The sequence below is a fragment of the Rhodococcus sp. NPDC059968 genome (genome assembly GCF_042738615.1).
Taxonomy (GTDB): Bacteria; Actinomycetota; Actinomycetes; order Mycobacteriales; family Mycobacteriaceae; genus Rhodococcus_F.
Genome location: NZ_JBHWUE010000166.1, coordinates 1 through 13,955, shown reverse-complemented (window position 1 = coordinate 13,955; position 13,955 = coordinate 1). Strand labels below are relative to the sequence as shown.

Below are 13,955 nucleotides of genomic sequence, written 5' to 3'. Positions count from 1 at the left end.
GCGATGGATGCCGAGCGCTGGCTGGCCGAGCGCGGCGACATCACCGCCAACACCGTCGACACCGCGGCCGCCGTCGCGGCGGCCGGGAACTAGAGGAGCGCGTGATGAGTACACCGTCGGTGTTGTTCGTGTGTGTGAAGAACGGCGGCAAGTCCCAGATGGCTGCCGGGCTGATGCGCCGCGTCGCCGGGGATGCGGTCGAGGTGTATTCGGCGGGAACGAAACCCGGCAACAGTGTGAACGCCCTCTCCGCCGAATCCCTGCTGGAGGTGGGGGTCGACATTTCCGGGCAGACCCCGACGCTGATCGACCCGCAACTGGTCCGCGACGTCGATCTGGTGGTCACCCTCGGCCGCGAGGCGCACGTCGACCCGGTGGAGGGGACCCGGTTCGAGAACTGGGACACCGATGAGCCGTCCGAGCGCGGTATCGACGGGATCGAGCGGATGCGCCTGGTCCGCGACGATATCGCCGCCCGGGTCCGCCTACTCGCCGATCAGCTGACCACCACCGAATCCTGACCAGCCTGAGGAGAAACCACTCATGCCCACTATCGAAATTTTCGAACCCGCCCTGTGCTGCAACACCGGCGTCTGCGGCGACGACGTCGACCAGGGGCTGGTCACCTTCTCCGCCGACATGGACTGGGTCCGCTCCCAGGGCGGGGACATCGCCAGGTTCAACCTGGCGAGCGAGCCGCTCGCGTTCGCCGAGCGCGAACCGGTCAAGGCGTTCCTGCAGGTATCCGGATCCGAGGGCCTGCCGCTGGTGTTGGTGGATGGGGTGACCGCGCAGACCGGCCGCTACCCCGACCGCAGCCAGCTCGCAAAGTGGGCCGGCATGATCACCGACACCCCGGACACCGTCGCCCCGGCCGGGATCCAGATGCTCGGGCTCACCGACACCACCGACGCCGGATCCTGCTGCGCCCCCACCGACAACAACGGCAGCACCAGCTGCTGCTGAAAGGCTTTGCCCGCTATGAAGTTTCTCGATACCCCGCCCCGCTTCCTGTTCTTCACCGGTAAGGGCGGGGTCGGGAAGACCTCGATCGCCTGCGCCGCAGCGATTCATCTCGCCCGCGCGGGTAAGCGGGTGCTGTTGGTGAGCACCGACCCGGCGTCGAACGTCGGGCAGGTCTTCGGGCTGACCATAGGTAACACCATCACCGACGTTCTCACCGTGCCCGGGCTCTCGGCGCTCGAGATCGACCCGGAGCAGGCCGCCGAGGCGTACCGGGAACGGATCGTCGGACCGGTGCGGGGGCTGTTGCCGGAGAAGGAACTGGCGTCGATCACCGAGCAACTGTCCGGGTCGTGCACCACCGAGATCGCCTCGTTCAACGAGTTCACCGCCCTGCTCACCGACCACGACACCGTCAACGGGTTCGACCACGTGCTCTTCGACACCGCCCCGACCGGGCACACCATCCGGCTGCTGCAGCTGCCCGGGTCGTGGACCGACTTCCTCAACGAGGGCAAGGGCGACGCCTCCTGCCTGGGCCCGATGTCCGGGCTCGAGAAGCAACGCAGCATCTATGCCGACGCGGTCGCCGCCCTCGCGGACCCGCAGCGCACCCGCCTGGTGCTGGTTACCCGCGCGCAGCGGGCCCCGCTCGCCGAGATCGCCCGCACCCACACCGAACTCGCCGACATCGGCCTGAGCCACCAGCACATCGTGATCAACGGACTGCTCCCCGAACCGGAGGACGGGGACGAACTCGCTGCCGCGATCTACCGGAGGGAACAGGCAGTCCTCGCCTCACTTCCCGCAGCCCTGACCGGTCTGCCGCTCGATCAGGTGCAGCTCAAGGCCACCAACATGGTCGGCATCGGCGCACTCGAGGCCCTCTTCACCACCGGCAGTGATGCGGCAACCGACGCCGTCATCGAGGGTGCGGCACCGTTGCCGGAGGCGCCGCTGTCCGCGCTGGTGGACGAACTCGCCGAAGCCGATCACGGGCTGATCATGTGCATGGGCAAGGGCGGGGTCGGCAAGACCACCCTCGCCGCCGCGATCGCCGTCGCCCTCGCCCGGCGCGGGCATCAGGTGCACCTGACTACCACCGACCCGGCCGCGCACCTGACCGACACCCTCGACGGCAATCTCGAGGGTCTTCAGGTGTCGCGGATCGACCCGGCCGTGGCCACGGCGCAGTACCGGGATCGGGTGCTGGCCACCAAGGGTGCGGCGCTGGACGAGCAGGGCCGGGCCACCCTCGCCGAGGACCTGGCCTCGCCGTGCACCGAGGAAGTCGCTGTCTTCCAGGCGTTCTCCCGGGTCATCCACGAATCACGGCGGAAGTTCGTCGTCGTCGACACCGCCCCCACCGGGCACACCCTGATGCTGCTCGATGCCACCGGGTCGTATCACCGGGAGATCGCCCGGCAGATGGGTGACAACACGAATTTCACGACTCCGTTGATGCGGTTGCAGAACCCGGAGGAGACGAAGGTTCTGCTGGTCACGCTCGCCGAGACCACCCCCCGTCTCGAGGCCGAGGGCCTGCAGGCCGACCTGCAGCGGGCCGGGATCACGCCGTGGGGGTGGGTGGTCAACAACTCCCTCGCCGCCGCCCACCCGAGCTCCGACTTGCTCCGCCGGCGCGCCGCGGTCGAGCTCCCCGAGATCGATGCCGTCACCGCCGCACACCGCCGGGTGGCGATCGTGCCCATGCTGCCGGCCGAACCCGTCGGAGCGCCTGCACTGACCACGTTGACCGCCAGTGGGACCGCCCTCACCCACTGACCTCCACCGGGTTCCCGGCGGCGTTCATCGAACCTTCACTTGCCAGGGTGAATAGATACCCGCCAATGTTGAAGGGTGTCGAAACACACCGGTCCCGAGCACGGGGAACCCGCGTGCACCTCGCTGCTGGTCGGCGAGCCGCTGCAGGCGGCCCCGGCGGTGGAGTTGGCGCGCATGTTCCGGGCCCTTGGTGATCCGGTCCGGCTGCGGATCCTGAGCATCGTCGCCAGTCACGCCCGTGGTGAGGCCTGCGTGTGCGACATCTCCAGCACCTTCGACCTCACCCAGCCCACCATCTCCCACCATCTCAAGGTGTTGCGGGAAGCGGGTCTGCTCGACAGTGAGCGGCGCGGGACCTGGGTGTACTACCGGGTGATTCCCGCCGCGTTGGAGATTCTTTCGGCGGCACTCGGTGCGGACATCGTGCCCGGCGTTCTCGCCGATGCCGGGGTGAGCGCGGGCTCGCGGTGACCGGCACACCGCGGACAGTGCCGGCATTGCCGCCGTTGGCGCGCCGACTGCTCGCCGAATTCTTGGGCACCGCCCTGCTGGTGACGGTGGTCGTCGGGTCCGGGGTCGCCGCGCAGCAGCTCTCCCCCACCGATACCGGGCTGCAGCTGCTGGAGAACTCGACGGCGACGGTGTTCGGTCTCGCCGTGCTGATCGTGATGCTCGGGCCGATCTCCGGAGCCCACTTCAATCCGGTGGTCTCGGCCGCGGATTGGCTGCTCGGCCGCCGCCGCGGCACCGGCATGACCGGATCCGCCGTCGGTGCCTATGCGCTCGCGCAGATCGCCGGCGGCATCGCCGGGGCGGTGCTGGCGAACGTGATGTTCGATCTGTCCGCCTTCCAGCTCTCGACCAAGGAGCGGATCACGGCGGGGCACGTGGTGGGCGAGGTCGTCGCCACCGCGGGACTGATCCTGCTGATCTTCGCTCTCGCACGGACCGGCCGGGCCGCGCTGTCCGCCGCCGCGGTCGGCGCCTACATCGGGGCCGCCTACTGGTTCACCAGCTCCACCTCGTTCGCCAACCCGGCGGTGACCATCGGCCGAATCTTCTCCGACACCTTCGCCGGCATCGCACCCTCCTCCGCGCCGGCCTTCGTGGCCGCGCAATGCGTCGGCGGCCTGATCGGGCTCGCCCTGGTGGTGGTGCTCTATCCGGACGCCACGGCCACCGCCGACAACGCCGTCGTGCCGCACGGCGCCCGCCCCGCCCGGCAGCCCGCGGGCCCGGCTCATCCCGGCGACCCGGACCGCCGGGAGCGCCCGGGACCCGGCTGAGCGGGCACCGCGATCGTCCCTCATCTGCTGCAAATCTCGGCGTCGAACCGACGGCCTTCAGGCCTCGATGACGTGCGGAGGTACCGCGCGCGACCGCCCAACGCGGACGGGCACAGATCAGTTGGTGACCTTGTTGTTTAATTCGTCGAGCTCGGACAACGCGACCTCGAGCTGATCGTCGGTGAGCGGAATGAAGCCCGCCGCGTCGACGATTGCCTGGTTGGACCGCAGGTAGAAGTCCGCGAAGGTGACGACCTGGGGCTTGGTGAGGGCGGCGTCGGAGACGTAGATGAACAATTCACGGGTCAGCGGTGTGTAGCTGCCGTTCCGGGCGCTCTCGGCCGACGGCGCCACGCACCCACCGCCGCCGTCGATCTTGACGGCCTTGACCTTGTCGTGGTTGGCCTCGACATAGGAATAGCCGAAGTAGCCGAGCGCGCCCTTGTCGGCGGACACTCCCGCCACGGTGATGTTGTCGTCCTCGGTCGCGTTGTAGTCGGTGCGGCTGGCACCCTCCTGCCCGTTGACGACCTGGGTGAAGTAGTCGAAGGTTCCCGAGTCCGAGCCGGCGCCGAACAGCGCCAGCGGCTCGTCCGGGAACGACGGATCGACCTGATTCCAGTTGTTGACGGTCGAATCCGGTGCCCAGATCTTGTTGAGCTGCGCCACCGTCAGACAGTCGGCCCAGGTGTTGTCGGGGTTGACCACGACGCTGAGCGCGTCGTTGGCGACGGTGAGCTGGCTGAACGCGATTCCCTTGGCCTCACACGCGGCGATCTCGTCGTCCTCGATCGGCCGGGACGCATCGGAGATGTCGGTCTCGGCCGCACAGAACTTCCTGAACCCGCCGCCCGTGCCGGAGGTGCCGACGGTGACGTTGGCATCGGGGTGCTCGCTCATGAACAATTCCGCCGCGGCCGAGGACAGCGGTTCGACGGTGCTGGATCCGTCGATCACCACCGGCCCGGAGATGGTTGTGCCACCGGTGTTGTCGTTGCTTCCGCACCCTGCCAGGGCCACTCCAGCTGCTACTGCGACGACTGCTGCACACGCACGATTGAGTTGACGGATGGTCACTGGGTGCCTCCTGAGATAGATACGCGCCCGCGGTCGGACACCTAGTGTGTCCACACTCACAGCCCCTATATCGAAACCTGTCTATCTGAACGGGTCATGAACTCGAGGTCACAGGCTCCCCGTGCCTCCAGTCCGGTCTCGCGCCGACTGTTTACCGACTGCACCCCTCCTTGCTGGCGCGTCTGGTGAACCACACCCTCGACCGACTGCGCAGTCAGGTGCACGCCGGTGAGACGAGCGACGCGAGATGCTCTGCGCCGATGTTCGCCCGCGCTGAACGGGTTCGTCACCCGTCTCGGTCATCCCTGCGTGGCATCAGTGGTACTCGTTCAGTCGGGGCCAGATGCCGCCGCCGACCGCGAACCCGCAGAGCACCCCGATCACCAGTGCCCCCACGGTCAGCGGTGACGTCGCACGGTACGCGGTGATCGTGGCCGCGCGTTCCGCGCTTGCCAGTCGGTCGAGGGCGGACCGCAACGCCTCGTCGAGCGCGGAGAACCGGGCGGTGGACGCGCCCTCGCCGGGCCCGACGGCGAGGGCGGCCGCACCGGGATAGTCGCCGTTCACGAGCCGGTGTTGCAGCACCGTGTGCGCGCTCCGCCAGCCGTCGAGCGCCGCGACGGCCTCGGTCACCGGCGCATCGGCGACCGAGCCCTGCGAGTTGTTCCGGTGCTGGCCGAGTATCTTGGCCGCCACGGTCGTGTGCCGGGAGAAGTCGACCTCGGACTGGGAGTCCGAGCCCCGCCGCAGCACGCCGAGCATTTCGTCCGCCCGCGCCTGTTGCGCCAGGATCCGGGCCGTCACGAGCGCACTGAGCGGTTGCGTCCCGTCGGTCCTCGCGCGCGCCCCGGCCGACGCGGACACCCCGAACGCCGCCACCGACCACACCAACAGGCCCGCCATCAGCAGTGCGGCCACGATCAGACCGGGGTGGAGCAGCCGTCTGGACTTGCGCGTCAGGTAGATGTGCGCCAGGACCAGCGCGATCAGCGCGGACGCCGTCACCGCGAGAGCGGCCACCGGCAGCCGGGTGGTGCGCATCTGGGTGGTGGCCACCGATTTCCACTGGTCGGTGCACAGCCGGTGTGCCAGCGGAAGGATGGTGCCCTGCATCAGTGCGGAGGCGTTATCGAGGTAGGTGATTGCGACCGGGTTTCCGGATCGGTCGTTGGCGCGGGCGGTGGCGATCAGGCTGGTGTACTCGGCGAAGCGCCTCGACACCTCGGAGAGCAGGCCGGCGGCGTCGGCATCGGCTGCGGGGATGCCGTTCGCGGCGGTCACCAACGCGTTGGCGGCGTCACCGACGGCCTGGTTGTAGCGTTCGCGTACCTCGACCGGCTCGGTCCCGCCGAAGATGAACGACGTCGTGGCAGCAGCGTCCGCGATCGACAGCGCACTGTAGAGGCTCTGGCCGGCGTCGGCGAGGGACTCCGCGTGGGTCCGTAGGGAATCGATGTCCCGTTGCCGGGCGTCGTTGACCGTCGCGGTCACCACGCCCGCGGCGAGCGCGGCCGCGACGAGGACCACCGCGAGCACCGACAGCCGTCCCGGAGTGGAGGCCAGGAAGCTCCGCCAGTGTGCGCGGCGCGCCTCAGGCTCGACGAGTATCCACTCGTCGAGGGCGTGCACCTCGCCGGTGAGGGTGTCACCGCGGTGGAACACCAGTCCTCCTCCACGCACTGCTGCACAGTGGGTCGCCCCGACACCGCTCAAATCGTGTCGCCGACCGTCTCCAGTCTGCCCCGCGGCCACCGCCGTCCGACCAGCGCAGGTGTCGAGCAGCGCTTGCTCCGTCCGCAGTGCCGATCCGTCTTCTGGGTACGAAATCCGCTGTCACCCAAGTGCGGTGATGCTCGCTGCGGCATGCGGGGACGACGACACACCACCGAATGTTCATCGTCCAGACACTCTGTGTCCATCTGATGAATCGACGCCTTGGTGGGGTTCATCCCTGCGCCCGGGGGCGAGGAATTCCGACTACTTCTCGAGTTACCACCCGGCTGCACGGGATTCGCCCGTTTCGGCGGTCGGCCCGTCATCGCGGGGCTACGCTCGAACCTCGCCCGCTGTCATATTTTGTTCATGTGCCGTTCAGATTGAGGGGCTTCGATAGAGGGGTCCCACGAACGTGGGCACACCGATTCCGGCGCCGCGTCGGAACGTCTGCAGGAGGCACCCCTGTGACCATCCTCCGATTCAAGCGAATTCGCGTAGCGGCTGTGGCGGTGGCAACCGGGCTGACCCTGGCCGCGTGCGGTGGCAACAACGACAGCACCGGTGGCGGCGATGGAGAATCCGTCTCCGGGCCAGTGGTGATCGACGGATCCAGCACCGTCGAACCGCTGTCCTCCGCCGCAGCCGAGCTGTTCATGGGCGAGCACCCCGATGCCAACGTCACCGTCGGCACCTCCGGCACCGGCGGCGGATTCGCGAAGTTCTGTGCCGGCGAGACGGACATTTCCGACGCGTCCCGGCCGATCAAGGACAGCGAGATCGCCGCCTGCCAGGCGAAGGGAATCCAGTACAGCCAGCTCGTCGTCGCCAACGACGCGCTCAGCGTCGTGGTCAACAACGACAACACCTGGGCCGACTGCCTCACCGTGGCGCAGCTCAACAAGATCTGGGCACCGGATTCGACCGTCAACAACTGGAATCAGGTCGATCCGTCGTTCCCGGACGAGCCGCTGCAGCTGTTCGGCGCCGGCTCGGACTCGGGCACCTTCGACTACTTCACCCAGGCCATCAACGGCACGGAGGGCGCCAGCCGCACCGACTACAACCCGACCGAGGACGACAACATCACCGTCCAGGGTGTCTCCGCCACCAAGGGTGCGCTCGGCTACTTCGGCTACTCCTATCTGGAGGCCAACGCGGACAAGGTCAGGGGCGTCAAGATCGACAGCGGCGGCGGTTGCATTGCGCCGTCGGCCCAAACCGCGCAGGACGGCACCTACAAGCCGCTCTCGCGGGAGCTGTTCATCTACGTCTCCGACGCCGCCCTGAAGAAGCCTCAGGTCGTCGCCTTCGCCGACTTCTACCTCGGCACCAACCAGGAGATCGTGGAGGCAGCGAAGTTCATTCCGCTCACCCCCGCGCAACTGCAGGTGGCGCAGACCGAGCTCGACGCGCTGAATGCGAAGGCCGGCAACTAAATGAGTTCCGGCCCGATCACGGCGGGCTCCCCGGGCGCAAGCTCAGGGAGGCGACCGCCGGTCGGATTACCGGTCGACCTCAGCGCGCAGAGCAAACGCATCGGCGAGAAGATCATCAAGGTCCTTCTCGCCAGTTCGGCGTTTCTGTCGGTGGTCATCACCGCGGCGATCGTGGTGGCCCTGATCGCCCCGCTGTTCACGTTCTTCCAGAACGTCCCCCTCTGGGAGTTCCTGACCGGCACCACCTGGACGGCCGGGTTCGGGAGCAAGACGAGTTGGACCGACAAGGAATGGGGTGTGCTGCCGCTCGTCGCCGGCACCCTGAGCACCACGATCATCGCCCTGCTCGTCGCGGTGCCGCTCGGCCTCGGCGGCGCCACCTACCTGGCGGAGTACGCCGACGAGCGGATACGCCGGGTCGTCAAACCCGTCCTGGAGATCCTCGCCGGTGTGCCGACCGTGGTCTACGGCGTCTTCGCGCTGACCATTGTCACCCCGCTGCTGCAGGACTGGGTGGGCGCGCAGATCTTCAACAACCTCTCGCCCGGCATCGTGATGGGCTTCATGATCGTCCCGACGGTGTCGTCCCTGTCGGAGGACGCCATGTCGGCCGTGCCGCGGGATATGCGTGCGGGTTCCTACGCGCTGGGCGCGAACCGGATGCAGACCACGGTGCGGGTGGTGTTCCCCGCCGCGCTGTCCGGGATCGTGGCCGCGATCGTGCTGGGACTGTCCCGGGCGGTCGGTGAGACGATGATCGTCGCCATCGCCGCCGGGAGCCAACCGCAGTTCACCCTCAACCCGCTGGTGGGTGCGCAGACCATGACCGGGTTCATCGCGCAGGTCGCCAGCGGTGACGCCCCGCAGGGCAGCCCGGTGTACTACTCCCTCTTCGCGGTCGGTGCGCTGCTGTTCTTCCTCACGCTGCTGATCAACATGGTCAGCATCACCCTGGTGCGTAGATACCGGCAGGCCTACTGATGACCACGACGTCGGTGAAGAAGGCTCCCGTCGATCTCGGGAAGATTCTCGTCACGGGCAAGCGGCGCAACCGCACCCGGTCGGCGGTGTTCGCCGGGATCCTGTGGGTGTGCCTGGCGCTCTCGTGCCTGTTCCTGTTCGCGGTGCTGGCGGTCATCATCGTCGAGGGACTGGCCCGCTTCGACTGGAATCTGATCTCCCAGCAGCCGTCCCGGCTGCACCCGGAGACCTCCGGTGTGCAGTCGGCGATCTTCGGCACCCTGTGGGTGATGCTCGGCACCATCATCTTGGCCATCCCGATCGGTATCGCCGGCGCGGTCTACCTCGAGGAGTACGCGGACAGCACCAAGTGGTGGAATCGGTTGATCGAACTCAACATTCAGAACCTGGTCGCGGTGCCGACGATCATCTACGGCATCCTGACGTTGGCGTTCGTGGTGCGCGGTCCGATCTCGCTGGGCCCGGTGGTGCTGGCCGGCTCGGTGGCCCTGGCCCTGCTCATCCTGCCGGTGATCATCATCACCACCCGCGAGGCGTTGCGCTCGGTGCCGCGGGACATCCGGGACGCCTCCCTGGCGTTGGGGGCCACCCTGTGGCAGACCACCTGGAAGCAGGTGCTGCCGTCGGCGATCTCCGGTATCGCCACCGGCACGATCCTGGCCCTGTCTCGGGCGATCGGGGAGGCCGCACCGCTGCTGCTGGTCGGGGCGACGGTGTTCGTCACCGTCAATCCCGAGGGCTTCCTGGATCGGTACACGGTGCTGCCGGTGCAGATCTTCAACCTGGTGAAATTGCCTGAGGAGGCGAATCAGCAACTGGCGTGGGCCACGATTCTTCTGTTGATGATCATCCTTCTCGCGATGAACGCTCTCGCGATCTGGATGCGCAACCGTTTCCAGCGGCGGTGGTGAACGCGGGGAGGACCCAAGTTTCATGACACGAACGAGGCATACAGCCATGAGTACCGAAGAAGAGTCGACGCCCGTCCTCGATGCACAGGATGAGCAGCTGCTCAAGCGAATCACCCACCACCACGCCCCCCGGGCACCGAAGGGCGGGAGGACCTACGCCATGATGGCCACCGATGGCCTCGGGGTCAGCTACAGCGGCCTCCTCGCGATCGGTGATGTGCACCTGTCCTTCGCCGCCAACGAGGTCACCGCGCTGATCGGCCCCTCCGGGTGCGGGAAGTCGACCGTGCTGCGGTGCCTGAACCGGATGAACGACCTCATTCCCGGCGCGAAGGTGCACGGCACGGTCACCTACCGCGACATCGACATCAACGACAGCGCGGTCGATGTCATCGAGTTGCGCCGCCGGGTCGGCATGGTGTTCCAGAAGCCGAACCCGTTCCCGAAGTCGATCTACGACAACATCGCCTACGGGCCGCGGGTGACCGGCATGAAGACCCGCAGCATGGACGAGGTCGTCGAGAGGGCGCTGCGCGCCGCCGCCGTGTGGGACGAGGTCAAGGACAAGCTCAAGCACGACGCGACCGGCCTGTCCGGCGGTCAGCAGCAGCGCCTGTGCATCGCCCGCGCGATCGCCACCGAACCCGAGGTCATCTTGATGGACGAACCGTGCTCGGCCCTCGACCCCATCGCCACGGCGAAGATCGAAGACCTGATCGACGAGCTCTCCGAAAAGTTCACCATCATCATCGTCACGCACAACATGCAGCAGGCCGCCCGAGTGTCCCACCGCACCGCGTTCTTCACCGCCGAGGCCGACGAGCACGGCGACCGGCAGGGCAAACTGGTCGAATTCGACACCACCGAGAAGATCTTCTCCTCCCCCGCCGACCCGCGAACCGAGGCCTACATCAGCGGCCGGTTCGGCTGAGACGACCGTGTCCAGATCTGTTGCGCCGACCGCCTCCTCGCGGTCACCGCGTCCCGAAGTGGCAGGTGAGGAGTCCTGCATCGCCTGCGTGCGGGCCGACGCTGCGGAGGGGGCTTCTCGTTGAGCATCGACTCACGGCGGGTGGACGAGGTCGTGACGCTCACCGACCGGCGTGCCTCCACCTCACGGGACAGCCGGGTTCTGCTCGCCGAACCCGACCCGGTCATCGCCGCCGCGCTGATCGACTCGGCCGACCGGGTCGGCGTCCGGACGCAGTGGTGCACCGACGGCGCCGCCGCACTGCTGGCGGTCGGCGCCGACCTTCCCGCCGTTGTCGTGGTCGCGCCCGAGATGGCCGGCGGTGTCACCGCCGCGCAGGTGATCGCGACGGTCCGGGGGTACTCGGATGTGCCCATCCTGGTCGGTGCGCAGCCCGGGAACGAGACCCTCACCCGGCAGGCGATCGCGGCCGGTGCCACCGCCACCACGGCGCGACCGTACGACTTCACCGACATCCGGCGGTTCGTGCAGCACCCCGCGCTACGGCCTCGAACGGCACTGGTCGCCGGCCCCATCCGCGTCGACATCTCGGCCTTCGAGGTGCATGTTCGAGGCGTGGAAGTCCTGCTCACCCGCCGCGAATTCGAGCTGCTGAGCTATCTGATCGAGCAACGCGGCCGGGTGGCCAACGCGGACCAGATCAGCAGGGCGGTGTGGGGCCGCGCCTGCGACACCAATACCGTCGCCGTCCACATCCGGCGACTGCGCACCAAGCTCGGCGCCGATCCCGATCACGGGCAGATCATCAGAACAATCCGCGGAGTGGGGTACCGGTTGGCGCCGTCTTTGTGCGACTGACGGCGGACCACGACGATCGAGGAAATGGCCGAGACCACGGCCCTCGTCGGCAGCCCCGCGGAGATCGAGCCTCGGCCAGCAGCACGGCCGACGGGCCGCCCCTACCGACAGCCCAGCGCAGCCTCGGGGGAGGTCCTCACCCGTGGCCGGTCGCCTCGTGTCGGCCATCAGCCAGGATTACCTCGTCGAGCGGTCAGCCGATCACGCACCCGCCGCAGGTCGCTGTCCGTGGGCATCTCGTGGGTGAGGTGGGTGATCGCGACCTTGATGTCGAGGTCGTCGACCGGGCCGGCGCCGCGGGCCTCGACCCGGGCCGCGATCTGCTCGACCTGTTCGTCGGTCAACGCTCCGCCGAAGAGGGCCACCAACGGGATGTAGCCGTACGGGTCGTCCGTCCGCGGGTAGCCGGCACGCAGCCATCCCACGAACGACCTGAGCCGGACCACCACACACATGAGCGGATCATCCCTGTTCGAGCTGCTGCGAAACTACGGTCGACGGGATGCCAGGCCGCAGCCGAACATGCGGACGGCACACCCCGGTCACTCCACCGGAAAGTCGCCCGTCGCCACGAAAATGACGTTACGACCGACCGCCACGGTGTGATCACAGAAGCGTTCGTAAAAACGCCCCAACAGCGTGATGTTCACCGCCGACGCCGCCCCGTACAGCCAGTCGTCACTCTTGGTGACAGCGAACAACTCGCGAAGCAGAGCATCGGTGCGAGCATCTGCCTGGATTAGTTCCAACGCCAGGTCGCAATCGCGGTCACGCAGGACCTCGGTGGCCGCCGCCGCCTGCGCCTTCGCCGCCACACCCATCTTCGAAATGACACCCCGGAGCTCACCGGGTACGACCGAGGCCGGGAAGTGCAACCTCGCCACCTCGGCGATATGCGCCGCCAGGGTGCCCATCCGCCGCAGATCGCCGATGTTGTGGATGCAACTGATCAGAGCGCGCAGATCCTGCGCGACCGGCGCCTGCAGGGCTATCAGCGTCACCGCTCGGTGATCGAGCTCCTGGGCCCGGTAGTCGATGTCGGTATCGACGTCGGCGCATGCTTCCGACGCACCCAGGTCGGTGTCGAGCAATGCCCGTGTTGCGTAATCGATCGCGGTTTCGGTCAACGAACACAGATCGGTGAGATCCACTCTCATCTTCTCGAGCTGCCCAGAGAAGTGTTGCCGCATCGTCCCAGCACCTCCTGCGGTTCGTACTGCGCGTCCGGATCAATCATCGTCGTCGATCATTGAATACCCAGTTCCAGGAGAATCTCCCCCGCATGTCGTGAAGTCGCTCCAGCACCGCGGCCAAGCGGCCTGCCGCAACAGTTCCCTGCACGCGGCGAAAAGCAGCGAAGGCATCGCCACGGCGCCGAACAGCAGCGAAGGCGGCGTCCCGAACGACGCCCTAACAACGCCCAGGCGCGAAATCCTCTGCCTCACCCGACCAGAGGGCGGTATTCACGGAGGCGGAGCAATGAGCGCACATACCCCGCTTCCGCCACTGCGGTAACAGCATCGAGCCTGCCGAGTTCGGCCGGTTCGGCAGTTTCGATGTCGAGATGCATTTGTTCGGCAATCCAGTACCGAATCGAGTCGTGAGTAGTCATACGATCACCACCTTCAGGCGGAGTACCCAAACGATCCTGTGCGCAGCCAAGTCGCATCCGCATCCTTAGTCGATTCGAAGGCAAATATGTCCGATTTTTCCGTTATCGACCGCGGTGAACAACGGACAATCCGGACATGCTGCTGTGACGCTCCCCGCCCCCGGGCCAGGTCGACGATAGTGGTCACATTGCTACAGAGCGAATTGAGGTTCGACCGATGTTCTCCGGACTATCCGCCTTTCCCCTTACGCCCATGAGCGAGACAGAAATCGACGAGTCCGCGTTCTCTGGAATTGTCTCGCGCCTGGCTGACGCGGGGGTCGATTCCATCAGCGCCCTCGGGTCCACCGGTAGCTACGCCTACCTGACCAGAGAAGAGCGCAAGCGAGTCGCACAGCT

At 67.3% G+C, this 13,955-nt stretch carries 16 protein-coding genes; 11 read left to right on the top strand and 5 right to left on the bottom strand.

Going from position 1 to position 13,955, the window contains the following annotated elements:
* Nucleotides 1-104 precede the first annotated feature (104 nt).
* The 5 genes from ACFWAY_RS50885 (at nt 105) to ACFWAY_RS50865 (ending at nt 4,034) form a co-directional block, all read left to right on the top strand.
* Nucleotides 105-521, top strand: a complete 417-nt coding sequence (locus tag ACFWAY_RS50885) for a low molecular weight phosphatase family protein (protein ID WP_378516128.1) — start codon at nt 105-107, stop codon at nt 519-521.
* A gap of 22 nt (nt 522-543) precedes the next feature.
* On the top strand, nt 544-966 hold the full coding sequence (gene arsD / locus ACFWAY_RS50880; RefSeq protein WP_378516127.1) for an arsenite efflux transporter metallochaperone ArsD: 423 nt from the start codon (nt 544-546) through the stop codon (nt 964-966).
* Nucleotides 967-981: 15 nt separating this feature from the next.
* Nucleotides 982-2,748, top strand: coding sequence for an arsenical pump-driving ATPase (gene arsA / locus ACFWAY_RS50875; RefSeq protein ID WP_378516126.1), 1,767 nt, complete (start codon nt 982-984; stop codon nt 2,746-2,748).
* A 75-nt stretch (nt 2,749-2,823) separates the two neighbouring features.
* A complete protein-coding gene (locus tag ACFWAY_RS50870) occupies nt 2,824-3,219 on the top strand; it encodes an ArsR/SmtB family transcription factor (RefSeq protein ID WP_378516125.1) in 396 nt (131 codons plus the stop codon).
* Nucleotides 3,216-4,034, top strand: coding sequence for an aquaporin (locus ACFWAY_RS50865; RefSeq protein ID WP_378516124.1), 819 nt, complete (start codon nt 3,216-3,218; stop codon nt 4,032-4,034). Before ACFWAY_RS50870 ends, ACFWAY_RS50865 begins: the two co-directional genes overlap by 4 nt.
* 117 nt (nt 4,035-4,151) lie before the next feature.
* Here the strand turns inward: ACFWAY_RS50865 and ACFWAY_RS50860 are convergent, their stop codons facing one another.
* Entirely contained in the window at nt 4,152-5,111 is a 960-nt protein-coding gene (locus ACFWAY_RS50860) for a PstS family phosphate ABC transporter substrate-binding protein (protein ID WP_378516123.1), read from the bottom strand.
* A 315-nt stretch (nt 5,112-5,426) separates the two neighbouring features.
* On the bottom strand, nt 5,427-6,773 hold the full coding sequence (locus ACFWAY_RS50855) for a hypothetical protein (RefSeq protein ID WP_378516122.1): 1,347 nt from the start codon (nt 6,771-6,773) through the stop codon (nt 5,427-5,429).
* A 518-nt stretch (nt 6,774-7,291) separates the two neighbouring features.
* Here ACFWAY_RS50855 and ACFWAY_RS50850 point away from each other — a divergent pair.
* The 5 genes from ACFWAY_RS50850 to ACFWAY_RS50830 all read left to right on the top strand — a co-directional run bounded on the left by ACFWAY_RS50850 (nt 7,292) and on the right by ACFWAY_RS50830 (nt 11,944).
* Nucleotides 7,292-8,263 (top strand): PstS family phosphate ABC transporter substrate-binding protein, encoded by a 972-nt coding sequence (locus ACFWAY_RS50850; protein ID WP_378516121.1) that lies wholly within the window; start codon nt 7,292-7,294, stop codon nt 8,261-8,263.
* Nucleotides 8,264-9,244, top strand: a complete 981-nt coding sequence (gene pstC / locus ACFWAY_RS50845) for a phosphate ABC transporter permease subunit PstC (RefSeq protein WP_378516120.1) — start codon at nt 8,264-8,266, stop codon at nt 9,242-9,244.
* The gene (gene pstA / locus ACFWAY_RS50840; protein WP_378516119.1) at nt 9,244-10,155 is read left to right on the top strand and encodes a phosphate ABC transporter permease PstA; all 912 of its coding nucleotides are present in this window, start codon (nt 9,244-9,246) and stop codon (nt 10,153-10,155) included. Before pstC ends, pstA begins: the two co-directional genes overlap by 1 nt.
* Nucleotides 10,156-10,315: 160 nt before the next feature.
* Nucleotides 10,316-11,086: a phosphate ABC transporter ATP-binding protein PstB gene (gene pstB / locus ACFWAY_RS50835; RefSeq protein WP_378516129.1), complete on the top strand. Its 771-nt coding sequence runs from the start codon at nt 10,316-10,318 to the stop codon at nt 11,084-11,086.
* A gap of 120 nt (nt 11,087-11,206) precedes the next feature.
* Nucleotides 11,207-11,944 carry a winged-helix domain-containing protein gene (locus ACFWAY_RS50830; RefSeq protein WP_378516118.1) on the top strand — a complete coding sequence of 246 codons (738 nt, stop codon included), beginning with the start codon at nt 11,207-11,209 and terminating at the stop codon, nt 11,942-11,944.
* Between the two features lie 167 nt (nt 11,945-12,111).
* On the opposite strand, the gene ACFWAY_RS50825 is transcribed toward ACFWAY_RS50830, so the two are convergent.
* The 3 genes from ACFWAY_RS50825 to ACFWAY_RS50815 form a co-directional block, all read right to left on the bottom strand.
* The gene (locus tag ACFWAY_RS50825) at nt 12,112-12,399 is read right to left on the bottom strand and encodes a DUF3349 domain-containing protein (protein ID WP_378516117.1); all 288 of its coding nucleotides are present in this window, start codon (nt 12,397-12,399) and stop codon (nt 12,112-12,114) included.
* An 87-nt stretch (nt 12,400-12,486) separates the two neighbouring features.
* Complete coding sequence (locus tag ACFWAY_RS50820; RefSeq protein ID WP_378516116.1) at nt 12,487-13,134, bottom strand: phosphate uptake regulator PhoU; 648 nt, start codon at nt 13,132-13,134, stop codon at nt 12,487-12,489.
* A 251-nt stretch (nt 13,135-13,385) separates the two neighbouring features.
* Nucleotides 13,386-13,556 (bottom strand): hypothetical protein, encoded by a 171-nt coding sequence (locus tag ACFWAY_RS50815; protein WP_378516115.1) that lies wholly within the window; start codon nt 13,554-13,556, stop codon nt 13,386-13,388.
* Nucleotides 13,557-13,773: 217 nt separating this feature from the next.
* On the opposite strand from ACFWAY_RS50815, the gene ACFWAY_RS50810 reads away from it, so the two are divergent.
* The coding region (locus ACFWAY_RS50810) for a dihydrodipicolinate synthase family protein (protein WP_378516114.1) at nt 13,774-13,955 on the top strand (182 nt) is incomplete at its 3' end.